The sequence below is a fragment of the Roseivirga sp. AWQ4_251 genome, assembly GCF_056158225.1.
The window spans coordinates 602127-627360 of record NZ_JBSWSW010000002.1 but is presented as its reverse complement, the minus strand read 5'-3'; the positions used below and the strand labels follow the sequence as shown (position 1 = coordinate 627360).

The 25234-nt window shown below is 39.8% G+C and carries 29 protein-coding genes; 15 read left to right on the top strand and 14 right to left on the bottom strand.

Annotated features, from left to right (window positions below; translation table 11 throughout):
• Window positions 1–4: 4 nt before the first annotated feature.
• The gene (locus tag ACXACJ_RS16890) at window positions 5–2647 is read right to left on the bottom strand and encodes a WG repeat-containing protein (protein ID WP_475135588.1); all 2643 of its coding nucleotides are present in this window, start codon (window positions 2645–2647) and stop codon (window positions 5–7) included.
• A 174-nt stretch (window positions 2648–2821) separates the two neighbouring features.
• Here ACXACJ_RS16890 and ACXACJ_RS16885 point away from each other — a divergent pair, with 174 nt between their 5' ends.
• The 4 genes from ACXACJ_RS16885 to ACXACJ_RS16870 all read left to right on the top strand — a co-directional run bounded on the left by ACXACJ_RS16885 (window position 2822) and on the right by ACXACJ_RS16870 (window position 4818).
• Window positions 2822–3172: a hypothetical protein gene (locus ACXACJ_RS16885; RefSeq protein WP_475135587.1), complete on the top strand. Its 351-nt coding sequence runs from the start codon at window positions 2822–2824 to the stop codon at window positions 3170–3172.
• Complete coding sequence (locus ACXACJ_RS16880; RefSeq protein ID WP_475135586.1) at window positions 3169–3363, top strand: helix-turn-helix domain-containing protein; 195 nt, start codon at window positions 3169–3171, stop codon at window positions 3361–3363. The genes ACXACJ_RS16885 and ACXACJ_RS16880 overlap by 4 nt, the downstream gene beginning before the upstream one ends.
• A 52-nt stretch (window positions 3364–3415) precedes the next feature.
• Window positions 3416–3919: a DUF4920 domain-containing protein gene (locus ACXACJ_RS16875; RefSeq protein ID WP_475135585.1), complete on the top strand. Its 504-nt coding sequence runs from the start codon at window positions 3416–3418 to the stop codon at window positions 3917–3919.
• Window positions 3920–4089: 170 nt separating this feature from the next.
• Window positions 4090–4818, top strand: coding sequence for a pentapeptide repeat-containing protein (locus ACXACJ_RS16870; RefSeq protein ID WP_475135584.1), 729 nt, complete (start codon window positions 4090–4092; stop codon window positions 4816–4818).
• Between the two features lie 73 nt (window positions 4819–4891).
• Here the strand turns inward: ACXACJ_RS16870 and ACXACJ_RS16865 are convergent, their stop codons facing one another.
• From ACXACJ_RS16865 to ACXACJ_RS16855, 3 genes are read right to left on the bottom strand one after another with little or no spacing between them, the layout of a single operon-like run.
• Window positions 4892–5689: an SDR family NAD(P)-dependent oxidoreductase gene (locus tag ACXACJ_RS16865; protein ID WP_475135583.1), complete on the bottom strand. Its 798-nt coding sequence runs from the start codon at window positions 5687–5689 to the stop codon at window positions 4892–4894.
• Window positions 5689–6672: an SDR family oxidoreductase gene (locus ACXACJ_RS16860; RefSeq protein ID WP_475135582.1), complete on the bottom strand. Its 984-nt coding sequence runs from the start codon at window positions 6670–6672 to the stop codon at window positions 5689–5691. The genes ACXACJ_RS16865 and ACXACJ_RS16860 overlap by 1 nt, the downstream gene beginning before the upstream one ends.
• Window positions 6672–7388, bottom strand: coding sequence for a lysostaphin resistance A-like protein (locus ACXACJ_RS16855; RefSeq protein WP_475135581.1), 717 nt, complete (start codon window positions 7386–7388; stop codon window positions 6672–6674). The genes ACXACJ_RS16860 and ACXACJ_RS16855 overlap by 1 nt, the downstream gene beginning before the upstream one ends.
• A gap of 85 nt (window positions 7389–7473) precedes the next feature.
• Here ACXACJ_RS16855 and ACXACJ_RS16850 point away from each other — a divergent pair, with 85 nt between their 5' ends.
• Complete coding sequence (locus tag ACXACJ_RS16850) at window positions 7474–8226, top strand: DUF6503 family protein (protein ID WP_475135580.1); 753 nt, start codon at window positions 7474–7476, stop codon at window positions 8224–8226.
• Window positions 8227–8228: 2 nt separating this feature from the next.
• Here the strand turns inward: ACXACJ_RS16850 and ACXACJ_RS16845 are convergent, their stop codons facing one another.
• Entirely contained in the window at window positions 8229–8873 is a 645-nt protein-coding gene (locus ACXACJ_RS16845) for a peptidase associated/transthyretin-like domain-containing protein (protein ID WP_475135579.1), read from the bottom strand.
• Between the two features lie 219 nt (window positions 8874–9092).
• Here ACXACJ_RS16845 and ACXACJ_RS16840 point away from each other — a divergent pair, with 219 nt between their 5' ends.
• From ACXACJ_RS16840 to ACXACJ_RS16820, 5 genes are all read left to right on the top strand, one after another.
• Entirely contained in the window at window positions 9093–9476 is a 384-nt protein-coding gene (locus ACXACJ_RS16840; RefSeq protein ID WP_475135578.1) for an ArsR/SmtB family transcription factor, read from the top strand.
• Window positions 9464–10189, top strand: coding sequence for a YjjG family noncanonical pyrimidine nucleotidase (locus ACXACJ_RS16835; RefSeq protein WP_475135577.1), 726 nt, complete (start codon window positions 9464–9466; stop codon window positions 10187–10189). The genes ACXACJ_RS16840 and ACXACJ_RS16835 overlap by 13 nt, the downstream gene beginning before the upstream one ends.
• Before the next feature lie 105 nt (window positions 10190–10294).
• Window positions 10295–11923 (top strand): L-glutamate gamma-semialdehyde dehydrogenase, encoded by a 1629-nt coding sequence (gene pruA / locus ACXACJ_RS16830; protein WP_475135576.1) that lies wholly within the window; start codon window positions 10295–10297, stop codon window positions 11921–11923.
• Between the two features lie 102 nt (window positions 11924–12025).
• The gene (locus ACXACJ_RS16825) at window positions 12026–12448 is read left to right on the top strand and encodes a PaaI family thioesterase (protein ID WP_475135575.1); all 423 of its coding nucleotides are present in this window, start codon (window positions 12026–12028) and stop codon (window positions 12446–12448) included.
• A 102-nt stretch (window positions 12449–12550) separates the two neighbouring features.
• Window positions 12551–13039, top strand: a complete 489-nt coding sequence (locus tag ACXACJ_RS16820; RefSeq protein ID WP_475135574.1) for a hypothetical protein — start codon at window positions 12551–12553, stop codon at window positions 13037–13039.
• 109 nt (window positions 13040–13148) lie between these two features.
• Here the strand turns inward: ACXACJ_RS16820 and ACXACJ_RS16815 are convergent, their stop codons facing one another.
• From ACXACJ_RS16815 to lepB, 4 genes are all read right to left on the bottom strand, one after another.
• The gene (locus ACXACJ_RS16815) at window positions 13149–14162 is read right to left on the bottom strand and encodes a DUF4407 domain-containing protein (RefSeq protein ID WP_475135573.1); all 1014 of its coding nucleotides are present in this window, start codon (window positions 14160–14162) and stop codon (window positions 13149–13151) included.
• A 218-nt stretch (window positions 14163–14380) separates the two neighbouring features.
• Entirely contained in the window at window positions 14381–15742 is a 1362-nt protein-coding gene (locus ACXACJ_RS16810; protein WP_475135572.1) for a M20/M25/M40 family metallo-hydrolase, read from the bottom strand.
• Window positions 15743–15780: 38 nt separating this feature from the next.
• Window positions 15781–16218 (bottom strand): hypothetical protein, encoded by a 438-nt coding sequence (locus ACXACJ_RS16805; protein ID WP_475135571.1) that lies wholly within the window; start codon window positions 16216–16218, stop codon window positions 15781–15783.
• Window positions 16218–17411 (bottom strand): signal peptidase I, encoded by a 1194-nt coding sequence (gene lepB, locus ACXACJ_RS16800; RefSeq protein WP_475135570.1) that lies wholly within the window; start codon window positions 17409–17411, stop codon window positions 16218–16220. The genes ACXACJ_RS16805 and lepB overlap by 1 nt, the downstream gene beginning before the upstream one ends.
• A gap of 184 nt (window positions 17412–17595) precedes the next feature.
• Here lepB and ACXACJ_RS16795 point away from each other — a divergent pair, with 184 nt between their 5' ends.
• From ACXACJ_RS16795 to ACXACJ_RS16775, 5 genes are all read left to right on the top strand, one after another.
• Window positions 17596–18231 (top strand): ABC transporter ATP-binding protein, encoded by a 636-nt coding sequence (locus ACXACJ_RS16795; RefSeq protein ID WP_475135569.1) that lies wholly within the window; start codon window positions 17596–17598, stop codon window positions 18229–18231.
• Window positions 18228–19475, top strand: a complete 1248-nt coding sequence (locus ACXACJ_RS16790) for an ABC transporter permease (RefSeq protein ID WP_475135568.1) — start codon at window positions 18228–18230, stop codon at window positions 19473–19475. Before ACXACJ_RS16795 ends, ACXACJ_RS16790 begins: the two co-directional genes overlap by 4 nt.
• A 1-nt stretch (window position 19476) precedes the next feature.
• The gene (locus tag ACXACJ_RS16785; RefSeq protein ID WP_475135567.1) at window positions 19477–19938 is read left to right on the top strand and encodes a hypothetical protein; all 462 of its coding nucleotides are present in this window, start codon (window positions 19477–19479) and stop codon (window positions 19936–19938) included.
• 65 nt (window positions 19939–20003) lie between these two features.
• Complete coding sequence (locus ACXACJ_RS16780; RefSeq protein ID WP_475135566.1) at window positions 20004–20408, top strand: hypothetical protein; 405 nt, start codon at window positions 20004–20006, stop codon at window positions 20406–20408.
• A 27-nt stretch (window positions 20409–20435) separates the two neighbouring features.
• A complete protein-coding gene (locus ACXACJ_RS16775; protein ID WP_475135565.1) occupies window positions 20436–21149 on the top strand; it encodes a hypothetical protein in 714 nt (237 codons plus the stop codon).
• An 8-nt stretch (window positions 21150–21157) separates the two neighbouring features.
• Here the strand turns inward: ACXACJ_RS16775 and ACXACJ_RS16770 are convergent, their stop codons facing one another.
• From ACXACJ_RS16770 to ACXACJ_RS16750, 5 genes are all read right to left on the bottom strand, one after another.
• The gene (locus ACXACJ_RS16770; RefSeq protein ID WP_475135564.1) at window positions 21158–22138 is read right to left on the bottom strand and encodes a YpdA family putative bacillithiol disulfide reductase; all 981 of its coding nucleotides are present in this window, start codon (window positions 22136–22138) and stop codon (window positions 21158–21160) included.
• A 31-nt stretch (window positions 22139–22169) separates the two neighbouring features.
• On the bottom strand, window positions 22170–22751 hold the full coding sequence (locus ACXACJ_RS16765) for a TetR/AcrR family transcriptional regulator (protein ID WP_475135563.1): 582 nt from the start codon (window positions 22749–22751) through the stop codon (window positions 22170–22172).
• A 54-nt stretch (window positions 22752–22805) separates the two neighbouring features.
• Window positions 22806–23558: a glucose 1-dehydrogenase gene (locus ACXACJ_RS16760; protein ID WP_475135562.1), complete on the bottom strand. Its 753-nt coding sequence runs from the start codon at window positions 23556–23558 to the stop codon at window positions 22806–22808.
• Between the two features lie 84 nt (window positions 23559–23642).
• Complete coding sequence (locus tag ACXACJ_RS16755; RefSeq protein ID WP_475135561.1) at window positions 23643–23978, bottom strand: potassium channel family protein; 336 nt, start codon at window positions 23976–23978, stop codon at window positions 23643–23645.
• Window positions 23979–25217: a M20/M25/M40 family metallo-hydrolase gene (locus ACXACJ_RS16750; protein WP_475135560.1), complete on the bottom strand. Its 1239-nt coding sequence runs from the start codon at window positions 25215–25217 to the stop codon at window positions 23979–23981.
• Window positions 25218–25234 lie beyond the last annotated feature (17 nt).

Below are 25234 nucleotides of genomic sequence, written 5' to 3'. Positions count from 1 at the left end.
ATTATCAATTTTGAGGGCAAGCTATTTTAAAATACTCGTCCTGTTTAAAGGATTGTGTAAAAAGTTTGTTACCATTTTCATCGTAATAGATCACCACATAAATATTGGCTTCTCTCACGATTTTGACGGCAAAGTAAATAGGCTCTTCTGGGGTTCCAAGCACTTTTATATCATCGTACGTTGGGTCGATGATTTCTTGTTTAGAACTGCTGAAAATTCCTTTTCCTGAAGCCTTAGTAATCATCAACACTTTTTCTTGAGGTGTATTTTTCATGAACTCGAAATCAAGCATTCCCTCTATCAAAAGCGCTTCATCTGAAATGCGATGCAAGAACCATTCGTTTTCAATTCGCGCCAAAGCTAGATTTGGGGTGAAAAATTTGATTTCGTCATAATCAAAGGCGCTCAGTTCTTTACCATTTACATGCACAAAGCCTTTTAAATTGCCCTTGGTAGCCACCATAAGCGTGTCGCTGTAGGGCTCTAGCAGTTTGTCGTAAGTCGGTTTGATTTTAATGCCTTTGGCTACGTTAATCACGCCAACCTTGCCTTTATCCAAAATGCTCACATAGCCATTGTTGTTAGAGCCAATGCCATCGTAAATAAAGTTGAGTACGAAATTTCCCGTGCTGTCGGTTAGTGCCGCATTTTTCTTTTGCAAGCGAATCAGGTTTGGCGTAAGCGGAACTACATCATCAAAAGTGGCCGATAAAATTTCATGGCCAGTGTTGTTATAAATCTTCCTGAATTTTTTGAAGTTGGAAAGCATGAAGAAGTCGTACTCGGCTTTGGCACCTGTGCTAATGTAATTTTGTGGCACCAATAGTTTGGGTTCCCATCCTTTTTCAACAGCTGTGGTTTTTCCATTAGGAAACTTGGCCAAAGTCTTTGCACCTGATTTTAGAAGGGCCATATTTTCGCCCCATAAACCAAGAGAATCGTAGCCGAAGCTAGGCGATAATTCCGCAGTTTGATCGTATAACTGCCATTTACTTCCCTTTTTCAAAGCCAGCCAGTGTGAGCTTTCCAAAACTTGAGAATAAATAGAGTCACGCAAGGCGGGGTATCTATCGTGTATAACCTGAATGCCTCGGTTAGATTTTAATTGCCAGCCATAGGGCTTCCATCGGATTTCATAATTTCCGAATGGAATTTTGGTTTGAAGATTGGCATCCAAAACACTTTCTTGGTCATTTTTAATTACCAGAAAATCACCATTTTCCAAGGGAAGAACATCTTGATATTCGAAAGAAAAATTGACTGATTTGCCTTCTGCGATTTCGTATAAAGTTGCAGGAGAAATGAGGCTAATTCCTTCTTCTTTTTCAAGCCAAATGTAATTGCCTAACGTATCAATTTCGGTAAATTCATTTTCTAGAATCACTTGGTGATTTAGGCTTGAAATACCATAAAAACCGTTTTTCTGGGTTCTGATAAGTCCTTGAGTCAACAGGTGAATAGATTCTTGCAAGTCATTGAGAATAACCTCGCCAGATTTATGAATCAATTGTAATCCATTTTCTTTTTCGAGCATCAAAAAGCCCAGGCCTAAATCCCTTACCGTTCTAAACTCTCCCTCATAAATCAATTGTCCATTTCTGCCTAGAATTTGGGTTGAACCATTCTTTTCGCCCCAAACAAAATCGGAGGTGGAGGCTGTGCATCGGCATTCAGGGGTGAGTGAAGAAAAATCGGATTTTAAAGCCAGTTCACCCTGGCGGTTTACGTAGTTGATTTTACCTTCTTCAAGTTTGGGAATCCAAATTCCCTTTTCAGCAGAAATCACTTTTTCCAATGAATCTTTGTTGATTTCAACCTTAAAACTTGCGAAGAACTGCTCTGGCGGATATTCAGTTTTGTACAGATGGTAAATTCGGTCTATTGCTTTTTGCGCTAATTTCTGATTAGGGTATTTCTTCAGAAAATCAGTGTAATCTTCAATTTGATTAGAGGCTGTTGCTATGTTGAAAATACTTTCTTCAACTTCATTTCGATAGAAAGTTTCAGGATGCTCTTCTAAAAAATCAGTTAAGCTACTGAGTTTACCATCGGCTGTTTTTTCTTCAAAAAGAAGTTTTTCATATCGGTTGGTCGCTTCTTCAAGGTCTTCAGCTTTGGGATAAGTCTGCATAAACTGGAAATAACTTTCCCAAGTATTGGTGCCGGCCGCTTTCTCAAAAGCAATATGATTTCGCAATTTTATAGCTTCAGGAATTTGCGCTGCATCGGTGTGGTGATTTAAAAACCAATTGTATGCTTCAATGGTGTGCTTTTTTCGAATTAATGAGAATTGAAGTGCGTCTACCTTGTCTTTCTGTAACTCTAAACTTTCTTTCGTAACGCCTATATCTTTCAAATCACCCAGATCTTTAGTGTCGGTAATCAAGCCAAAATTCGAAATGGCCTTGTTGATTTTGTTATAGGCTGAATCTACATGGTAGCCGACAAAAGCAGTGTCGATAAAAATGATGGAGTACAAATAATTGCCCGCAGGATTAAGGGTGTCTTTTTCCAGCGATTTATCTAACGCCTCAATGGTTTTTTCAATGTCTCCTTTTTCATAAAGCTTAAAAGCCCGTTTTGGTATTTCAATATTGAAAACTGAAAAAAGGAAAATCCCGATTATGAGTTGAGTAACTTTTGCCATAGCTTATTAGAAACGCAAAAATAATAAACCTATGCGCAAAACATTGTAAACAAAATATTATACGTCCACTAACATTTCTGAAGCAACCCTTTTTATAGAAAATATGTATATTGACTATATGGCGGTATAAAACTTTATATGGTTTTATACTAATGATTCAAAGGAGGGAGCTTGATGATCAATAATAGAATTCAAGAATTAATTGAATTTTTGAATGATACCGAACATTCTTTTGCGAAAAGAATTGGGGTGTCTTCCTCTGTAGTTTTCAACATTGTAAACCCCAAAGGTAGAAAGAGTTACCCGAGTGGCCCGGTGTTGGAAAAGATACTGGCTATCGAAAATGACGGTGGTCAGGTTTCGGCCGAGTGGTTGATGCGTGGAAGAGGAGACATATTTTTACCCAATAATGACGGTTCAGAGAAGAATGAGCCAGATTTATATAAAAGTATAGTGGAATTGACCTCGGTTGTTCGCAAATTGCAAGTAGAATTCGCAGAATTCAAAAAAACCTCAATCAAATGAATAAGATCAAGACCGTTCTGAAACAACAGGGCCGGACACAGGCATGGCTTGCCGAACAAATAAAGAAGAGCTATGTCGTCACGACCAACTACGTAAACAACAAAACCCAACCCAGTCTTCCGATTCTCTACAAAATAGCCACCGTTTTAGATGTGGATGTTAGAGAACTTTTGGAACCTTCGAAAGACTGACCCTTTGATTCTAAGCTAGTTCCCCGTATTTTTGGACAAATTAAACGTTCAAATGAAAAAGCTTAGTTTTTTAATTGTTGTACTTGTAATTTTTTCATGTGCTGGTAAAAAGGAACAATCCGACTGGAATGAGTTTGAGGTTGTGGGCTACTATGGTGAAAAAATAGATCATGAAAATGTAATTCCCGTTGAGGAAATGCTTAATAAACTGAGCAGTTCCGATTCGATTTCGGTCAAAGTTGAAGGGGAAATTACAGCGACCTGCGCCATGAAAGGCTGCTGGATGAATCTTGTATTGCCTTCTGGAGACGAGATGAGAGTAACTTTTAAAGATTACGCTTTCTTTGTTCCGAAGGAAGGAATGGAAGGGAACAGAGCCATTATCGAAGGAGTGGTGAAAAGAACCGTTACCGATGTAGCAACTTTAAAGCACTATGCTGAAGATGCAGGCAAGAGTGTAGAAGAAATCGAGGCCATCACTGAAGCAAAAAGTGAACTGGCTTTTGAAGCAACTGGTGTAATTATTTATACCGAAGAGGAAGAGTCTGCAGAGTAAAACACCAACGCTTAAAGTATTGGAAGGCCGCAATTGCGGCCTTTTTTTGTGGTTGATGAATTTTGCGGCCAATGCAACCTCAGTGAGAAAAGCTGCATCTTGGTTGAAAGGTCTGTAACGAATTTTCAAAAAATCAGTCTTTATAAAGACGTCAAAAACAAAACAATATCATGATGAAACAACAATCACCTCTAAGAATCATGCTGGCATTCGCGCTGGCTTTATCTTTTTTATCACCTCAACTGTACGCTCAGTCTAAAGTAAAAGCTTCAGATATTATGGATGCCCTAAAAAAGGGAGACAAGGTAGAATATGCTAACGTCACCGTTTCAGGGAAACTTGATTTTACCTTTATGGATGAAAAAATGCCTGATTTGCCAACCAAGAGAAGATGGTGGAAAAATGGCGGAGACAATACTGTAAATGAACTTATAGAAAGCAGAGTCTCATTCGAAAACGTAACTTTTGAAGATGATGTAATCGCTTACTTTCACCATGAGAGATCGGGATATACTTTCACTGCTGATTTCGAAGATGATGTGGTTTTTAAAAACTGCAAATTTGAGAGAGATGCAATGTTCAAATATTCTGAATTCGAGAGAGATGCCAGTTTTGAAGGTTCTACTTTTGAAGAAGAAACTACCTTCAAATATGCTGAATTTGCAGAGCAAGCGAATTTTGGCAACACTCAATTCGATGAGGATGCAATTTTCAAATACACGCAGTTCAGAAGAGGTGTAAGTTTTGCTTCAGCGCGTTTTGAGCGTTCATTAGATATGAAATACACCAAAGTAAGAGGTGATTTCGATGTGAAAGAAATGTACGTGAGATGGGATATCGATACCAAATATACTGACATCAATGGTCGAGGCTTTTCAAAGCACATGCTCGATAATTAAGGTCAGATTTTTATCAAAAGAAAGGGCTTCATTTTAAATAAAGCCCTTTCTTTTTCTCTTCGAAATGGAATCTCTATTTGCTGTTTTTTATGAACTGCTTAGCTAGAATATTCAACCTAGCGTTATAGGGAACAATCGAACCAATTCTTTTATACAAACGAGGGAAGAAGCCAGGGATCACTACTTGTTTTCCTTCGTACATTTTGTCCAATGTATACTTGGCTACTTGCTCTGGAGTTTGACTTGTCAAACGCGCCATTAACCCTAACTCTTTCTCTCTAAGCATTACGTCTGGGTTGGTGGGCACAGAGGCTGGGCATAGGACGGTAATGCTCACGGATGTTCCTTCTAGCTCTTTGTTGAGAGATCTGGAAAACGAGTAAACGAATTTTTTACTGGCCGAATAAATCCCTTTGAAAGGAATGTCATAAAAAGCCGCCATGCTCGCTACATTGATGATGTTGGCTTTGGGTTGAGCTAAAAGTGAGGGTAAGAATAAATGCGTTAACCCAACCACTGAAAGCATGTTCAGCTGCATTTGGCCTTGGTAAAAGTTGGAAGGTAAACTTGTGAAAGGGCCAGAATTGCCGAGTCCTGCATTGTTAATTAAGAGATTAACCACAAAGTCTTGATTTTGGCACCATTCCAAAATCTGCTGTGGAGCATCTTTATCCATCAGGTTAATGCCTAAATGCTTAAAATCCTGATCAGGATACTTTTCTTTTAAGCTATTGGTTGCTTCTTCCAATTTGGGTTCAGGCAAAGCTACCAGCAAAACATTCTGACCTCTGGCAGCGCACTCTTCGGCAAAAGCTCTGCCTATTCCGTTACTGGCACCTGTTACCAGCGTATATTTTTTTTCTTCTGCCATTAGTTGTTTCTCAACCAGTTTACCGTGTTTTCAACGCCATTTTTAAGTGGCGTAATCTGATAACCCAATTCTTCTTGTGCTTTTTGACTACTTACACTCCACTTGTAAAGGTATTTTCTTACCCAACCTGGTGTAATCATAGGCTGTTTGCCAAAAGTATCGGCTAAAAAGAGTTGAAACTTTCCGAAAGTGAGCATCACGCCAAGTGGCATGGTGTAGAGTTTTAACTTCTTGCCACCAATATCTGCAATGGTATTGAATAGCTCGTGATAAGTAGCATCTTCTCCACCCAGCAAATACCTTTCCCCAGATCTCCCTTTTTCCATGGCGAGCATATGGCCATTGATTACATCATCCACATATACATAGTTGCCAGTGCTCATGCCATCTCCTGGCATAAATTTCCACTTTCCGTCAATGTATTGCTTTATGATTTTAGTAACAGAGTTGCTCACGTTTAAAGGCCCAGGCCCATATACACGAGTAGGGTTTACAATTACCACATGTTGCCCAGAAGCAGCTCTTGCTCTAATTTTCTCTTCGGATTCGTGTTTCGTACTTTCGTATTCAGTAAAAAAATCCACCTGCCTAGGTGTATTTTCATTTACCGGGCCATCAATGGCAGGGCCAATGACACCAGCGGTTGAAGTAACCAAAGTTTTCTTAACGCCTTGGCTTTTAGCCGCGTTAAGCACGTTTTCAGTGCCTTCAATATTTACTTTTCTGAAAGTATCGTCTTTAGCCCAAACACTGGCGAATGCTGCTAAATGATAGACCTCATCGCAGCCTTCCATTCCTTTTTCTAAGGCCTCTATGTCGAAAAGGTCCCCTTGAATTGGAGTGATTTGAGGATGTTCCACATCTTTTGCTTTAGCAGCTGAACGTACCAAAGCTTTCACTTCATGACCTTGATCTACCAAGGCTTTGATTAACTTTTGACCTATAAAACCGGTGCTTCCGGTGATGAATATTTTTTTGCTCATTAAATCACTTTCATTTCAGGGTGATGCTTCAGAGAGAAGAAAAAGTTAGATAGCGCTAACGTAATATGGACGAAGAAAGCCACCCAAATGGTTCCCGTAGTAAGGGTAATTAAACAGAGGACAATACCTAATGGCACTGCTCCGATGGTTTCTTCTAAATTTTTTGGTACATGAACTAAGGCGTAAAGGGCAGCATTAAGAATAATGGCTGGCCATTCTCCCAAAAGAGGAACTGTGGCGAATAACAACAATCCGCGAAACATAAGCTCGTAGCCAAAAAGGTATGAAACCCAAGTAAAAGCATTCTTTGCCACCATGCCTTTTGTCCATTCTTTTTCCCTTACATTGGGGTAAAAGGCAAGGTTCTTTTCTTTTTTGGAGTTGAAAAAATTCATTGGAATTATAATGGCCGCCAAGCCAAAAATCCAGTAGAGCGAAATAGCGTGGTTTTTAAAGGCAACTCCGTATTCTGCAGGATTTTTACCTAAAACGAGCATCATAATAATGGCCGGAATAACGCCAATAGTCATGCAGCCCAAATAGCGGTAAAACCATTGAGCTTTTGAATTGCCCCGAACTGCTCCATACTTTTGAGCATATTGAGCTTTGATTTTCGGAGAAATTGAAACGAAATGGTAGATGCTAAATCCAACAGTCAAAAGGCTAATGGCCAAAACCGGTTCTAAAAATGAAGCATCCCATGGAGGAATTTGCATATTGCGCAGTGCTTGAGTTAGGTTGCAAAAATAAGAACATCTATTACATTTACGTCCCAAACCAGCTAATTTGACAGCGTATTCGATGAACCGTTTTCCAGTTTTCCTTCTAATTACCTTTGTTTTAACCTCTTTTAACCTCTCGGCTCAAGAAGAAGAAGCGCCCGAGCAAATTTCTGGTGAAGAACTTATCTCTCGAAGCATTGCTTTTCACGACCCAAGCGGCCAATGGAACCGCATGAAAATTAATATGCTGATTGATCAAGAGTTACCGAATGGGGCTGTTCGCCCTTCTAAAATTGAGATCAATAACCTGAGAAATTCATTTGAGCTGTCATATGTAAGAGACAACCACCTTTTTAATTGGGCTGTTAATGCACGAGATTCAGCTGAAATTTTGATGGACTTTAGAATGGTTAGCGATTCCGTTTTGGTTGATTCTTTACAACTCAACTCCGAGCGGGCGGTTCGATGGAGAAATTACTATACTTATTTATACGGTTTGCCAATGAAACTTCGCGATGAAGGAACCATCGTGGGTGAACAAACTGAACGAACTTTTTTTAATAATCAGGAAGTACTTTCTGTTAAGGTCACCTATGCTGAAAATGTGGGCTCTGATACTTGGTACTTCTATTTTCAACCTGAAACATATGAATTGGTTGGTTGCCGTTTTTACCACAATCAGGCATTGAATGATGGTGAGTATATAGTTTTTGAGGGGCTAGAAATTCAGCAAGGCATGCGAATTCCTAAGCATAGAACTTGGTTTACCAATCAAGAAAATAAATGGTTGGGAACGGATAGACTGATAAGTATTAAACTACTTAGGCAGTAAAATTACTTCTTCTTTCTTTTAAGTGAATTGATAAACTGCGCCCAAGCAAATGGGTTCAAAAGTGGGTTCGTTCTAGGTCCAGAACTGTATCGCAACTGGTTATATTGCTGATCCATCAAATAGCGATAGTTCATGTCGGGGCTGCCTTCAATCGGCATGGTGAGCATTAAACGTTGAACTACATCGGGTTGGAAGTTATCTAGAACGGATTGTTGCTCATCCGTCAAGCTCATGGCTAAAATGGCTTCCTTAAACATTTCTTCCGAAGGGAAAGGATTAATTTCTACATCCGCCAATTGAGTTATTTCTTCATTCAGAGCCATAATGATGGTGTACTTGTCCCCAACATCGTCTGGAATTACAATGGTTCGATTGGTAAAACCGATGGCACTAAAAATCACCGTGTCACCCGCATAAAAAGCATGGCTAAACCAGCCTCTATAATCTGAAACGGTTCCTCGGCCTCGTCTTACATCGTAAATGTGAACACCAAAAACGGTTTCGGTACTGTCCGCATTCATTACCAAACCTGACACTTCAACAATATTGGCTTGATCTTTTTGAGCAAAAGATTGCTTCGCACTTAAAACAATAAGTGCCAGAACAAGGCTAAAACGAAGTAGGGATATGGTAAATGAAGGTTTCAATCCAATGTTGTTTCTGATGAATGTCTACGAGTTATTCGCATTAAAGATAAAAACTCCAGAACATTTTTTTGTGACTGCACAAACTTAACAATCAAAAAGGGTATTTCTGTTGGGCGAAATCAATTATTCTTCCCAATTTAACATTAATTAACCGCGAATTTCAATCGCATTGATGGCTTTTTAAGCTTGATGACAATGTAAAAAGGGTTGATCAAAACCATGAAACTCAAAAACTTCAGTTTACCCTTCGGGACTCAAATTTTCAAATCGCTTTCGGATGAAGCTAGAATCAGAATTCTTCATTTGTTGCATAGAAATGGAGAAATGACCATTTCAGATTTGGAACATATTCTGGATTTTACACAAACTAAAACTTCGCGTCATATTACTTACCTCAAAAATTCGAACATTGTAAATGCCAGAAAACACGACCAGTGGGTGTTTTACAGCATTCGAGAAGAGGTTGAATTGGTAATGGGGCAAATTTTTAATTTTCTCAATAAGGATACGGTTTTACAGAAGGATCAGGAAGTTTATGAAATTTTGAAATCGAACCGCGAGCTGGCTGAAAACCGAATTACCAAACAATCTTGGAGCGTTTAATTGCCTTCAATCTTTTCACCTTGAAAACTTACCAACATATTTTCTTCGACTTAGATCATACCCTCTGGGACTATGACACCAACGCCATGAATTCATTGGGCGAACTGTTCGATCAGTATCAGTTTGAAACCTGTGGTGTAATAAAGGAAGATTTTGTAGATCATTTTTTTAAAGTGAACGATGAACTTTGGAGCCTTTATAATCGACACGAAATTCATAGGGCTGACATCAGGGAAAGAAGGTTTGCTACTATTTTTCAGCGCTTACAAATTGAACATGAAATTGTTCCTCAGCAGCTCGATGTTGAATATGTGGCGTTATGCCCAACAAAGAGTGCTGTTTTTGAAGGTGCCCACGAAACTCTAGATTACCTGCAATCGAAATATAAGCTCCATATTATTACCAATGGTTTTGACGATGTGCAATACACAAAATTAGAGAGCGCTGGACTTAGCTCGTATTTCGACATTATTGTGACATCTGAAAATTCCCGTTCTCGAAAACCCTCATCCGATATTTTTCAGCTGGCTTTAGACCGTTCGGGTGCGTCTGTAAAAGAAAGCTTAATGATTGGGGATAATTTGGAGTCAGACATTCTCGGAGCTCGTAATTTCGGGATGGATCACGTTTGGTTCAACCCTTCAAAACTCAAAGCCGACATACCGCCTACTTATGAAATTGCTGCTTTGGCAGAATTGCGGAACTTGCTCTAGCCGCCTTCGGTTTTTTATCCATGGTTGAAAGCTTATATTTGCTCGCGTCATGCAAAATGGAGTATCGCATGCACAACTATTAAGACACATCAAAAAAAGTAAACTATGGCAACAGGATTCTTTAATGTACCTATCGCAAAGAATGAACCTATCAACAGCTACGCACCAGGTAGCAAAGAGCGTGAAAGTCTTCAAGCGGCACTTGCTGAGGCACGTTCTAAGCAAATAGACATTCCTATGTATATAGGTGGAAAAGAAGTGAGAACAGATAAAAAGGTTTCGCTTTCTCCTCCGCACGATCACCAACACATTTTAGGGCATTTTTCTGAAGGAGATGCTTCTCACGTAACTGATGCCATTAATGCGGCTATGGCTGCGAAAAAAGATTGGGCTAACATGAGCTGGGAAAATCGCGCTAGCATTTTCCTAAAAGCTGCTGAGTTAATTGCTGGGCCATACAGAGATAAAATCAATGCTGCTACCATGTTGGGTCAATCAAAAAATGCCTTTCAGGCAGAAATTGATTCAGCTTGCGAAATCGTGGATTTCTTGCGTTTTAACGTTCAGTACATGACTGAAATCTACAAGCAACAGCCAGAATCTTCTCCTGGAATTTGGAACAGAGTAGAACAACGCCCTTTGGAAGGCTTTGTGTTTGCACTTACTCCTTTCAACTTTACAGCAATTGCAGGTAATCTGCCTGCTGCCCCAGCTATGATGGGAAACACCGTGGTATGGAAACCAGCTTATACTCAAATTTATTCTGCTAATGTTTTGATGGAAGTTTTCCGCGAAGCGGGTGTTCCTGATGGCGTTATCAACCTCTTCTTTGTAGATGGTCCTGTAGCTGGCGACATTATTTTCAAACATGAAGATTTCGGTGGTATTCACTTCACAGGAAGTACTGCTGTGTTCCAGCATATTTGGAAAACCATCGGAGAAAATATTTTCAAGTATAAGTCATACCCAAGAATTGTAGGTGAAACTGGTGGAAAGGACTTTATCATGGTTCATAAATCTGCCAATGCTAAAGCGGTTGCTACCGCCATTTCTAGAGGAGCATTTGAATTCCAAGGTCAGAAATGTTCTGCAGCTTCTCGTGCTTATATTCCATCTAACCTTTGGGAAGATGTGAAAAACTATGTGGTTGAAGATTTGAAGACCTTCAAAATGGGAGGTACAGAAGATTTCTCAAACTTTGTGAATGCTGTAATCGATGAGAAGGCTTTCGATAGAATCGCCAAGTACATTGACGATGCTAAAGCAAGCAATAAAGTTGAAGTGATTGCTGGTGGAAATCACGATAAATCGAAAGGTTACTTTGTAGAGCCAACCGTTTTATTAACTACCGATCCGAATTACACAACCATGTGCGAAGAAATCTTCGGTCCGGTAATTACCATTTACGTTTACGAGCAAGATGCTTACGAAGCTACTTTGAAATTGGTTGACGAAACTTCGCCATACGCATTAACTGGTGCTATTTTCTCAAACGATCGTTATGCTTTGGAAGTAGGAGTTAAAGCTTTGGAGCAATCGGCTGGTAATTTCTACATTAATGATAAGCCAACTGGCGCGGTCGTTGGACAACAGCCTTTTGGTGGAGCTAGAGGTTCAGGTACGAACGATAAAGCAGGTTCTATGATCAACTTATTGCGTTGGGTGTCTCCGCGATTAATTAAAGAGACATTCGTTTCACCAACCGATTACAGATATCCGTTCCTAGGAGAATAAAGATTTAAAAGGCCCTCGAAAGAGGCCTTTTTTATACGCTGCATTCTAGCCTCTCTAAGCGAAACGATATTTTATCCCGAACCTTAATTCTCCTTATAAATTATGAGCCATTTCGAGTTTTTAGAAAAACTGTACAAAGCTGCGCCCATCAATCAAAAATTCTTTGAAGCCACCGAATTGAAGGTCTCGGAGAAAAAAGCCCAAATCAGCTTGCCTATTACGCAGGATTTTTTTCACGCAGGCAAGAGTTTACATGGCGCTGTTTATTTCAAACTGTTGGATGATGCCGCATACTTTGCAGCATCTTCTGTAGAAAAGGAGTTCTTTCTGCTTACAAAGGATTATCAAATCCAATTCAAACGCCCAGTTTTTGGAGGAAAGCTTTTTGCTGAAGGTGTTTTGGAAGAAACTAGCGAAAATGGCTACATCGCAAGCTCCTTAATTAAGAATGAGGAAGGGAAAATTGTAGCTCAAGGTAGGGGTGAGTTTGCCAAAAGCCGTACAAAAATCGGAGAGTTAGGCTAGGCTCCCACCGCGCTTATCATTTTTATATTCCGTTCAGTCTCAGGCTGTAACTTTTTTGAATCTGGGGAGTCCTCAAAGTATACAAATCAAACCAGGTCAAAAATGAAAAAACTAATCACATTAATGCTATTGGTAAGCATGGGTAACGGAATGCTTGCTCAATCTAAGGTCAAAGAAAGAGATGTTGTAGGCGAGTGGCAGTTGGTCATCGATATTGACAGAAGAGAAATTGAAGAGGAAATTGATGAAGAGAGTAATTGGCTGGCACGTAGTTTTGCCAGAAGCGTAAGCAATTTCGCCTTAGATATTGTAGAGAGCATCGACATTCAAATGGATTTTAGAGAAGGGGGAGATGTTAAAATCAAGGTCAATGTTTTTGGAGAAAATGAGGTAGAGTGGGCTACTTGGCGTATAAACGCTGAAGGCGAGTTGATTATAAAAGACTTTGACAAAAGAGAGCGAGACCATTTCACCATTTCTGATTCGGATGTTTGGCTGTTCGACAAAGACAGCAAGCGTTTGGTGTCATTCAAAAAATCGAACCGAGGTAGGCTTTCAGAGAATGCGGATGTTTATCTGCGTAAGAAATAACCATAGCAAAGTTTAAAAGAAGCTGTCTCAATAGTGAGTTTAGAGTCACCCTGAACTTGTTTCAGGGTCTTTGATTACTATTATTGAGACAGCTTTTTTATAAGATGATTTACTCCAAACTAGGTTGAAGATGTTTTAGCTTTTCATGTAAATCATAATCCATTTCGGCAATTTTTTCTGTGTTATGATTTTTATAAAAATGCTCTCTAATCTCAAGCATTTCATCATATGGGCTGCGACCAGCAATTAATTTGGAAATGATTGGAGTACATTCTAAAAGAATAAAAAGAATCATAATGAAGATATTCGCCCAGTAGATAGCTGTGTTTTCTTCTCCTAAAATGTGTAGTGCTTGAAGTTGAGCAGCCATTCCATCCCACGGATTCCGTTTTAAACCTGCAATTTCAGTTTGTTTTTCAGCGAAAAGCTTATCCCATTCCTGCTGCTTTTCTGCGATAAATGGAAGGTTGGTTTTTGTGGTGAGTTCAAGCTCTTTTTGAGCATTATCGGCATCAGCTTTTTTGATTTGATAAATTGGTCCTGGATTTCTTTTACCAGAACCACCTGTGCCATCTGCTTCTTGCTGAGCCAAAGTAGAAAGTTCATTTCTTTTCTGGGTTTTAATGCTGATCTCATTCTTCAGTCCATCAATCTGCGACTGGATAACCTGCAATTGATCAGCATATCGTGCATCTAAATCAGCAATCTCACTTTGATAGATACTTTCTTCTAGTGTTACGAGTTTCCGATCGATTTCCTTAGAGAAAATTCGTAATTCAAGAGGTTTAGAGATTACGATAGCCAACATAACCGCCAAAAGTATTCTTGGAGAAGCTGTCAGTAATTCTCTAGCAAATCCATGTTTTTGTTTGCGCATAGTGCTCACAATAAATCGATCCAAATTGAAGATGATGGTTCCCCAAAGAAGACCAAAAGCGAGTGCCCACCAAACATTTTCGAATACAGTATAAAAGGCATATCCGCCAGATAGAGAAGCAAGTAACCCTGTGAAGAAAACGGCAGCTCCAATGCCGGAATATTTAGCGCTATCGGTGGGGCAACGTTTGAGAAGTGAGCGATTTACTCCGGCACAAAACCAGAAAAATTCTTTAATCTTTTGCATGTTGTTTTTGAGTTGGAGACCCATGGACGATCGAAAGAAAGACCAAGAGCTATTGTTGTTGAAGAGCTAACGCAACTATTTTAGATATGTTGTGTTGGCTAGTACCTTTTTATGCAAGGTAGTGATTTAAAATAAAACAGCTTTCAGAATAATACCTAAAAGCTGTTTCAAATAAGCTCTCAGCTAACTTAGAGCTGAGCTGAATTTAATTCAGATTTTTACTTCAGCCCGTATTGATCAATGAGGTAAACGAGAGCGGCCATTGACGCTGCACCCATTTCTAGCTCTCTTTGATTTACTTGCTCAAAAGTATCGATAGCCGTATGGTGGTATTGGAAATAGCGTTGGCTGTCTGGCAAAAACTCGATAATTGGCACTTTTTGGTTCTGCAGAGGACCGATATCTGCTCCGCCACCACCAATTGTAAATTGGTATAGCCCATAAGGTTCAAAGAATTTTTTCCAGCTTAAAAGTGTATTTTGTTCCTTGTCTGTTCCGGCTACCGTAAAACCTACAGGAGTAAATCCTCCTCGGTCAGATTCTAGCGCTGCGATGTGTTTCTCTTTGTTCTTTTCGGCAAGTTCAGCGTATTTCATTCCTCCTCTTAAGCCGTTTTCTTCATTCATAAACATTACAGCTCTGATGGTTCTTTTGGGTTTGTACCCCAAAGCTTTCATCATTCTTAAAACCTCGATGGCCTGAACGCAACCTGCACCGTCATCATGAGCGCCTTCTGCTAAATCCCAAGAATCCAAGTGGCCACCCACTACAATGATTTCGTCAGGAAATTCTGTTCCTTTTAATTCTCCCACTACATTGTACGAAAGCACATCTTCCAACATTTCGCTATGCGTTTCGAAATAGAACTCCAGCGTTTTGTCGTCTTCAAGTAGTTCGCTTAATAAGTCTGCGTGGTTTGTGCTAATGGCTACAGCCGGTATCTTTGGAATGTTTAGGGCATAGCGAGTGCTGCCAGTGTGAGGAGCATCATCTTTGAAAGAACCCAATGACCTAACGATTACGCCAATTGCGCCATACTTCGCAGCTTCTGACGGGCCACCACCTCTTTCACTATAAGCGGAAAAAGTATCGATCAATTTAGAGTCCATTGGGCGGTTGAAGAATACGATTTTACCTTCAATGTTTTCTCTGCCAAGTTTTTCTAGTTCTTCAAAACTCTTTACTTCTATTACTTGTCCTACAGTGCCTTTTGGTCCTGTTCCCACAGAATTGCCTAAAGCCACCACATTCATATCTAGGCTTCCAAATTTTTTAGAGTTTACAATTCGGCCAATTTCTTTTTCTCCACGCACCCAATGCGGAACCATTACTTCTTGAAGAAAAACGTTATCGAATCCATATTCCATCATTTGCTGACGGCTCCATTCAACGGCAGCAGCAGCTTGCGGAGATCCACTTAATCGGCCGCCAATGTTTTTAGTGAGGTAATGCAGCATTTGGTAGCTTTCTCCATTTTCAAGAGCTTCATCGAAGAGTTTTCGAATCATTTTTTCGTCCTGAGATTGAGAAAAGGCGACCGTAGAGGCCAAAAGGAATAAAAGTGAGTAAATGGTTTTCATAGAGGATGGTTTATAAAAAAATAGAAGACTAGAGTAATCTAGTCTTCTATTTCAGAATCGTTAAGAATGTACATCAGTCGAAGCGGATCGTCATCGTTGATTTGCAAGGTTCCGCTTACTTTGACACGCTTTTCGGTGTAGTCAATTTTCTTTTTGCAGAAAATTTCTGCTACGGTTTCAGGGCCCGCTCCACCACAGAAAAAGCAATTGTTATAAGGTAAGGAAGAAAGTACAAAATAGTTTTCGCCTCTAAGCTCGTCCAGCGGAATCATCCAGCCTTCTAAAGTGATTTTTTTACCGTTGAGTGCTTTTACTTCATCACTAAATACAGGATGCTCCACATCAAAGTTTAGCACTTCATCATACTTAGTTTCTATTTGAACTTTCGATAATGTTTTCCATTGATTCTTTTCCTGAGCTTTGAGCTGAAAAGAGCCCAAAGCCAGTATAAAGAAGAATATGCTTAATTTTTTCATTACTTGATAAGGTCAAAAATTCTGTTCCATCGGATGCTTTCAAAAGTAGAAGCCTCAGGATTCGTTTTGTCGATAGACCAGAAAATGAATAAAGGTTTCCCTACAATATGATCGGCAGGAACAAATCCCCATGAGCGCGAATCTTCTGAATTGTGGCGGTTATCACCCATCATAAAGTAGTATCCTTGTTTAAAGGTATATTGTGTGACTTGCTCGCCATCAATCCAAACTTCTCCTGGTTTGATTTCAACGTTGTCATTTCTTTCGTAATGCTCAATCAGTGTGCGGTACATGTCGATGTTTCTCTGGGTCAGCTCAATCGTTTGGCCCTTCTGCGGCATGGCTAAAGGCCCAAAGAAGTCAATGGTCCAACCAAAGTCCGTCACCGGATTATAAGCGGTGTATTCAGCCGACAAATAACCTTGCGATTCAGGAAAAGCCTGATGGCCTGTTCCCTTTTCATAAATTACTTTCTCTACACTTTTCACAAAGTTGTATTGTGCAAGCTTATCGGCTTTTACTTGGGTAGTGTTAATGTAGAAGCCCATTTTGCCATTGTACTGATAAACAGGTTCGGCAGTGGTTGCGTAGGTGTCGCTAGGATTCTGATCTGTATAGTCAGTAATGCCAATTTCCCTCATGTATCTTGGGTGAACTCCTCGGTCGGTTTCCACAAAATAGCTGGTCTGCATTTCTGGTGGATTTTCCATGGCTACACCGTTGATGTAAACCTGCTGATTTCTTACCTCTAATGTGTCGCCAGGAATGGCAACGCAACGCTTAACGTAGAAGGTTTTTATATCCGTAGGATATTTAAGGTCGGGCGGGTAATTGAAAACTACAGGTTCGCCTCTTCTTACTTTTCTGAATCCAGGTAATCTATAGATAGGTAATTGAATTAAATCGGAGTAAGAAGGGATGTCGGTTCCCCAAAAAGTTTGGTGTGCTAAAGGAAATTTAATTGGGGTTTGTGGAGTTCTGGCTCCATAGTGCAGTTTACTCACAAAAAGGTGGTCTCCAATCAGCATGGAATTTTCCATGGAGCCTGTCGGTATGGCATATGCTTCAATAAATAAACCACGAATTATGGTCACTGCGATTAATGCAAAAAGCACATCGTTAAAAAGCTCTCTAAAGAATCCTTTTTTCTTTTTAGGTTCTTTGTCTTTCTTCTTTTTAAAGAAATCCAACATATGTATTCTCTAATTTTGAGTAAGGCGTAAAGGTATTATTTATTATTAAAAATTCGAGCCATTAAAAATCAGAATGGCCTTTGGTTAAACGGAAGAGTGTCATTCGGGTTATCTCACCACTTATATATAACAGGTTTTAATCCTGAGGGCATATATATTACTTAGCCGTAGTAATTTCAAAGGTATGATTACCATAGATAATCTCAGTTTTGGCTACTCTGAAAAGAAGATTCTCTCCATTCCACATATGGAAATTAAAGAATCGGAACACCTGATGATTTTGGGGAAATCGGGTAGCGGAAAAACCACTCTACTTCACATTTTAGGAGGTTTACTGAAGCCTAAGCAAGGCAAAGTAACCATTGGAGAAACCGACATGTATATGCTTTCGGAAACCCAAAGGGATAAATATCGAGGTCAGAATATTGGGCTCGTTTTTCAGAAGGCGCATTTGATTTCTGCATTGTCAGTTACGGACAACTTGCTTTTGGCGCAATACCTTTCGGGAACTACCCAGGATAAAGGTAGAATCAAAGAAGTTTTAGAGGCGCTGAATTTAGGAGATAAGGCTACTTCCAAGGCTAGAGAGTTGAGCGTTGGAGAACAACAGCGGGTTACTATCGCCCGAGCTCTTTTGAATAGGCCAAGGGTGATTTTGGCCGATGAACCAACGGCAAGTTTAGATGACGATAATGCCATTGGCGTAATCTCTATGCTAAAAAAACAAGCCGATAATTATAACGCTTCGCTAATTATTGCCACTCACGATCAGCGCGTGAAAGAAGTTTTTGATTTACAGCTTAACCTCAATGCCCAATGAATTTATTCGTACTAAGCTGGAAATATATTAAGGCCAAGCCTCTCAATACGGTTTTAAATGTGCTGTTAATGTCGTTGGGTATTGCCATTATTTTGGTGTTGCTCATATTGAATTCTCAGTTGGAAGAAAATCTATCGAAAAACAAAAGAGGCATCGATTTGGTGGTAGGAGCAAAGGGCAGTCCGCTTCAACTTATTTTGGCAAATGTTTATCATATCGACTTCCCAACCGGGAATATCAAGTTGGATGAAGCAAGAAATTTGAGCCGAAATCGCTTGGTGAAATCTGCTATTCCGCTGGCTTTGGGCGATAATTACCAAGGCTTTAGAATAGTAGGCACTAATCACGATTATGCCAAGCTCTATCAAGGAGAAATTGAAGAGGGGGGCCTTTGGAAGTATAACTTAGAATGTACAATTGGCGCTAGCGTTGCTCAACAATTAGGTTTAAAAGTAGGCGATACTTTTTTGGGCTCCCATGGCTTAAGTGTGGCCGATATGGAACATGAAGGCGCTTTGTATAAAGTGGTTGGCATTTTCAAGCCGAGTCATTCCGTATTGGATAATTTAATTCTCACCAATATTGAAAGTGTATGGATGGTACACAATCATGAAGAGGAGGAGGTAGAACATGAAGAGCATCATGAAGAACCACAATTAGGTTCTGCTTATGAAACAGGCTTGCCCGATGGTGGAGGCGATGATGAAATAACCTCTCTTTTGGTTCAGTACCGTTCCCCGATGGGTGCAGTTCAAATGCCAAGAATGATCAACAGCAATACCAATATGCAAGCGGCTTCACCTGCATTTGAGACCCAACGTTTGTTTTCATTGCTGGGTATAGGTGTTAATATGCTTCGTAGTTTTGCGTATATTATCATTGTAATTGCTGGCCTGAGCATCTTTATTTCGCTCTACAATGCCTTAAAAGACCGAAAATACGATTTGGCAATTATGCGTTCTTTAGGAGCTTCAAAAGGAAAACTCTTTGTGCACGTCATTTTGGAAGGTATCATCATTACCACCATTGGCGGAATCTTCGGTTTTGTTTTAGGGCATGGATTGGTGCAAATTTTGGCCAATGCCTATGAAAAGTCCGATGCCATTGGCATTTCAGGGCTAGTGGTTGTTCCTAATGAAATTTATGTATTGATTTTAAGTGTCGGCATTGGTGTGTTGGCTTCATTATTGCCAGCCTTTAATGCCTACAGAACAGATATTTCGAAAGTTTTAGCTCAAGAATAAAATGAAAAAAATTATAGCAGCTTTGGTCCTTTTGTGCTCCTTTTCAATGGTAAAAGCTCAAGATGTTAAGATTTCCCCTGCCAAGCTTTGGAAAACATTGGCCGATGTTAAATACGAAATAGATAAGGATGAATATGGAGATGTCTATTTGCCAGTGTTTAACGATGATGTGAAAGCCTATGAAGGAAAAGAAGTTGTTATCGATGGTTTTATCGTCCCTTTAGATGGCATGTTCAAGCCTAATCAATTGATCCTTTCTTCTTTGCCCGTTAGTGAATGTTTCTTTTGTGGATCCGGTGGGCCTGAAAGCGTTATGGAAATCAACTTGAAAGAAAAGGTTAAATACACCACTAAACGCATTCAAATCAGAGGTAAGTTGAAGCTGAACAGAAAAGACCCAGACCAGTTGATGTATCAATTGGAAGACGGAGTTTATGCTGGTTTGGCTGACGAGAGTTACTAAGTAAAATCGAAATTTCTTTGGCTAGGTAAAAGCCTATTGTAGCTTAGGGAATAAAATTTAGTGCTATGAAAAGGATTCTTGCTCTACTGCCATTTCTCTTCTTTGTTGTAGCTTGTTCTAGTGGAGAATCTACACAAGAAAAGGTCAATAAAATCTTTGAAGTTCATGACGAAGCCATGCCTAAAATTGGCGAAGTAATGTCTCTAAAGAAGAGGGTGGAGGCTAAGGCAGAAGAAAGCGAAAATGCCGAGGAATTGAATCAACTGGCCACGGAACTGGAGAATGCCCAACAAAACATGATGAACTGGATGCATGAGTGGTCTGCTGAGTTTGGCCCTTATGTAAACGAAGAAGCTTCAAAAGAGGAAGCCGCAAAGTTCTTCAAAAGCCAGAAGGAAAAAGTAACAAAGGTGAGAGATGATATCAATTCATCAATAGCCAAAGCCAATAAGGCGCTTCAAGATAACTGAGAAGTCTTCTCCTTAATCCATAACAATATGAAACAAGGCGTTTCATTACAATTGATCATTGGCATTTCGGTCAGCATTTTACTTTGTGGCTGTTTTCCATCACGAGTTCCGGCACATGGTGGCTTGGAGAAGAAATTTCCTGTAAAAAGGGCTAAATCGAAACTAGGGGTTTTAGATCAGGGTCCAATCGTGGTGGTTGATCAAGAAATCAATCCTAAAAGAGGAATCTGGCTTTTAGAACCTCATGTTGAGCTGTTGTCTAGCCATTTAAGAAACAGAGAAGATTCTCTCTACATTATTCAAACCGAGTTCGAAATCGAGGCTTATGTCAAAAATAAGTTCATTCAAGATGAATGGATTATGGATTTATTGCCCAGTAAGCTTTTTCAAAATGATTACACCTATAAACGAGATTCCACAATCTTAGACAATTTCAAGTCGCAAATTAAGGCCAAGAATAAAGTGGACTTTTCGCAATGGAAAGCTCCCGAATTGTTGACCAATGCTAACGGAGGTTACAACCTTTTTCTTTACCTCAATGGCCCCGTTGGATACGAAGCCATCGGTAATCAAACTAATCGGCTCTACTTGTTCTTGATCGATAATAATACTTCCAGAGTGACTTATGCCGATTACCTTACTTTTCAGGGAGATATTAGAAATCTGGAAAATATAAATAGGATTTTGGAATACACCTTTTTAAAGCTTTTGGATATTCGTTTTCCAAAGGAAGAGAAATAGCTTAGCGACTAACTTTCCGTAAGTTCTTTCTCCGTAATATGCTTCATAATCATACCAGCATGAATTCGTGTGTTTTCTATAAACAGTTTGCTGGTTTGTAATCCAGAGTTAATCACGCCAGCCACATAAACGTTTGGAAGATTGGTTTCCAAGGTTTCCGAATTATGAACAGGAATTTTGAACTCATCTTGCGAAACGGCAATGCCAAGATCTTCAAATAATTTGTAGTTGGGCATATAACCGGTCATGGCCAACACAAAATCGTTTTCTAAAGTGAGTTCGCCTTCAGGAGTTTGGATAACTACTTCATGTTCTCTGATTTCCTTCACTGAAGTATTGAAATAAGCTTTTATAGAACCTTCTTTAATCCGATTCTCAATGTTTGGCCTAATCCAATATTTGACTTTAGGGTAAATTTCAGCTTCGCGAACGGCCATGGTAACTTCCGCTCCTTTATAGAATGTTTCTAAGGCCACATCGCAAGCGGAATTAGCGGCACCTATCACCAGTACTTTCTGATCGACATAGGGATGTGGGTCATCATAGAAGTGCTTTACTTTTGGAAGATTTTCTCCCGGAATGCCTAACATTCTTGGCGTATCATAAAATCCAGTGGCAACAACTACACTTTTGGCCTGAAAATCACCTTTGTTAGTTTTGATGGAATACAAATCACCAAGCTGATCCATCCTTTCAACCTTGGTGTAGAGCTTTATCTGCAAATCCCAGCTTTCTTGAACTCGCCTAAAATATTCTAACGCTTCCTTTCTGGTGGGTTTATCGCTATGCGCAATAAACGGCACGCCTCCAATTTCCAATAAGTTGGAAGTAGAGAAGAAGGTCATATTGGTGGGAAAATGATAAAGAGAATTTACCAAAACTCCTTTTTCCAGAATGATATAGTTAAGGCCAGCTTTTTTGGCTTCTATGGCGCAGTTTAGGCCAATGGGGCCACCGCCTATGATAACGACATCGAAAAGGTTTTGCATAGTTTTCAAACCGACTTCAAATTGAGATGGTTCAATCTAAGGCCGAAAGTGTGACATCCACAACTTCATTCAATTCTTTTTCGGAAATCGTTCCCTGTGTCAATACGCGAAGGCCACTTACGGTATTGTAAATGTAGCGCGCAAGGGCTTGGCTGCTGTGCTTTTTGGCGATTTCGCCTTTTTGTTGTCCTTCTTCAATCAACTCTCGAAGCACATCTTCCATCGTTTTTTGATTCTCGGAAATAATGCTGTTCACGGTTGGGTCACAGTTACTTAATTCAGTGGCTGAATTTACCACAAAGCAACCTTTGCGCTGCTGATCATACAGCCCTTGTTGAATGGTTTTCTGAAGAAATTGTCTGATGATTTCCGTTACCGATTCTTCGGAACGAATAATATTGAGAAACCAAGAAGAAGACTTTTGACGGTAGCGTTTCAGCGATTCAATATACAGCTGATGTTTATCTCCCCAAGTATCATAAATACTGGCGCGGTTTACACCCATAGCCGATACTAAATCTTGGATGGAAGTGCCATTATAGCCCTTCTCCCAAAAAACATTCAGGGCTTTATCTAATGCTTCTGCTTCGTCAAAACTCTTCTTCCTCGCCATAAACTTAACCGGTTGAAACTAATTTAACCGATCGTTCTGTAATTGGCAAACTATCTAGATGCTGCCAACACCTCCGCCTACTAAAATCTCTTCTCCTGTAATGAAAGATGCATCGTCAGAAGCTAAGAAAAGAACTGTTTTGGCAATTTCTTCAGGTTGGCCCAAACGTTTCATTGGAACAGTCTCGGCAAAGTTTTGAGTTAATTGATCAGTCTGTTCTTTATCTAATCCCATTTTTCCGAAAATTGGAGTTTGGATTGGGCCTGGGCTCACTACGTTTACTCTGATATTTCTAGGGATGAGCTCTGCGGCAACCGAACGGGCTAAGCTTCTAACAGCACCTTTTGTTGCGGTGTATACGCTGCTACCCGTAAAGCCTTTTAGGTGAACAACTGAAGCATTTAGAATGATCGATCCATTTGAGTTAATCAAAGGCAAGAGCTTCTGAATAGTGAAGAATAAACCTTTCACGTTGGTGTTGAATTGAGCATCGAAGAAAGCTTCGTCTGAACTTTCTACAGAGTTAAACCAAGCGATTCCTGCATTAGCAAAAAGAATATCGATGGTTCCAAATTCTGCTTTTGCAAATTCTGCCAATGCATCAATATCGCTCAATTTAGAAGTGTCTGATTGAAAAGCTCTCAAATTAGCATTGTTGATTTCTGTTACCGCAGCATCGAGGGTGGCTTGGGTTCTTCCTGTTATAATTACTTTAGCACCTTCTTGAATAAATGTTTTAGCGGTTGCTAATCCAATACCTGTACTACCACCGGTGATTACGGCTACTTTGTTGTTTAGTCTTGACATGAAAATTATATTAGAATGATTGTTCCAGAATTAAATTCATGAATACAGAACGATCATTCTAGAAAAGAGTTCCTGTCGTGAGATTTATTTTTTGGAGAAGGGAATTCTTGGTCTTTTGAACTTATGTCCTTCTTTGGCAAAGTGGCTGTAGACGGTATTGATGAAGGATAAGATCAGGCCAATGCCAATTACGATATACAGAATGGTGAAGATTTTTCCGAAATCCGTTTGCGGAGCAAAATCTCCATAGCCAATGGTGGTAAGGGTAATTACTGAAAAGTAGAGAGAATCGAGCCAGCGCCAGCCTTCTACATAATGATAAACTATGGTGCCGATACCCAGAATAAAAACAGAAGAGATAAGCAGGTCACGATACTGCTTATCTCTTAAAAATGTGATAAATGTTCTGAGTAGTAACACTTAGAATCGTATTTCTGCAGCGTGAATTTTGTCGTCACGCTTATACTCCACAATAGTTTGATCGCCTTCTTTAAAGGAACTTAGTGCCCTCATATAGCTCATCATATCCACTATAGTAGAGTCACCTAGTTTGGTGACTACATCTCCTTTTTCCAGACCTGCTAGATTGGCCGGTTTGCCCTCGGTTACACCATCTATTCTCATGCCTTTTCCATCAAATAAATAATCAGGAACCACACCTAGGGAAACGGTGAATCTAGGACTATTGCCAGAATCGTCTTTTGTTTTAGTGAAAGCCAATTTTGGTTCTTTGTCTAAGGCTAATGCTATTCTTTCAATAAAACGAACCACTTGAACCATGCCTTTGTAATTGAGTTTTTCAGCATCGTCCGAAGGTTTGTGGTAATCTTCGTGTTGGCCTGTGAAAAAGTGAAGCACTGGAATATCTTGAAGGTAAAACGAAGTGTGATCTGATGGCCCAACTCCAGATTCGGACGTAACGAGATGGAGAGTGTCGGCATTTGCTTCTTCAATCACTTTAGACCAAATAGGGCTTGTGCCCACGCCATTTACAGCCAAAGTTTTGTCTTCTTTCAATTTACCAACCATATCCAAGTTGATCATATAATCGACTTTTGTTAAGTCAACTGTTGGGTTCTTTGCGAAATAGTTAGAGCCCCAAAGACCGTTTTCTTCGCCTGAAAAGGCGATGAATAGGTAGTTTTTGTCCTTGCTTTTATTTTTTAGAATTCTTGCCAATTGAATGATCGAAGCTGTTCCACTTGCATTGTCATCTGCTCCGTTATGAATGGCCGGCTCGCCTCGGTATAATGAACCTTCTGAGCCATAACCCAAATGGTCAAAATGAGCGCCAATAATCACAGTTTCTTCAGCTTGATTATCTACTAAAGCAACTACGTTTCTACCTGTAACGCCTTCGCCATCTGTGCCCACAACCGCTTGTTCATGAGGGTTTGTTGGTTTTTTTACAGTAAAAGGCTGAAAGAAGCCTTCTGTGCCTTTGGGTTTTAGCTTAAGTTTTTCGAAAGCATTGGCGATGTATTCCGAAGCAAGCTTTTCTCCTTCAGTACCAATGGCTCTTCCTTCTAACTTATCATCGGCCAAATAAGCCACGTCTTTTTCCAGCGCGGTACGAATGCTTTTGTCTGTTGCATAATTCGTGCAACCTGTCAAAAATAGAATGCCAACAAAAAATGTGGTAATTACAAAGCTTCTCATAACGTTAGTTTAAGCTC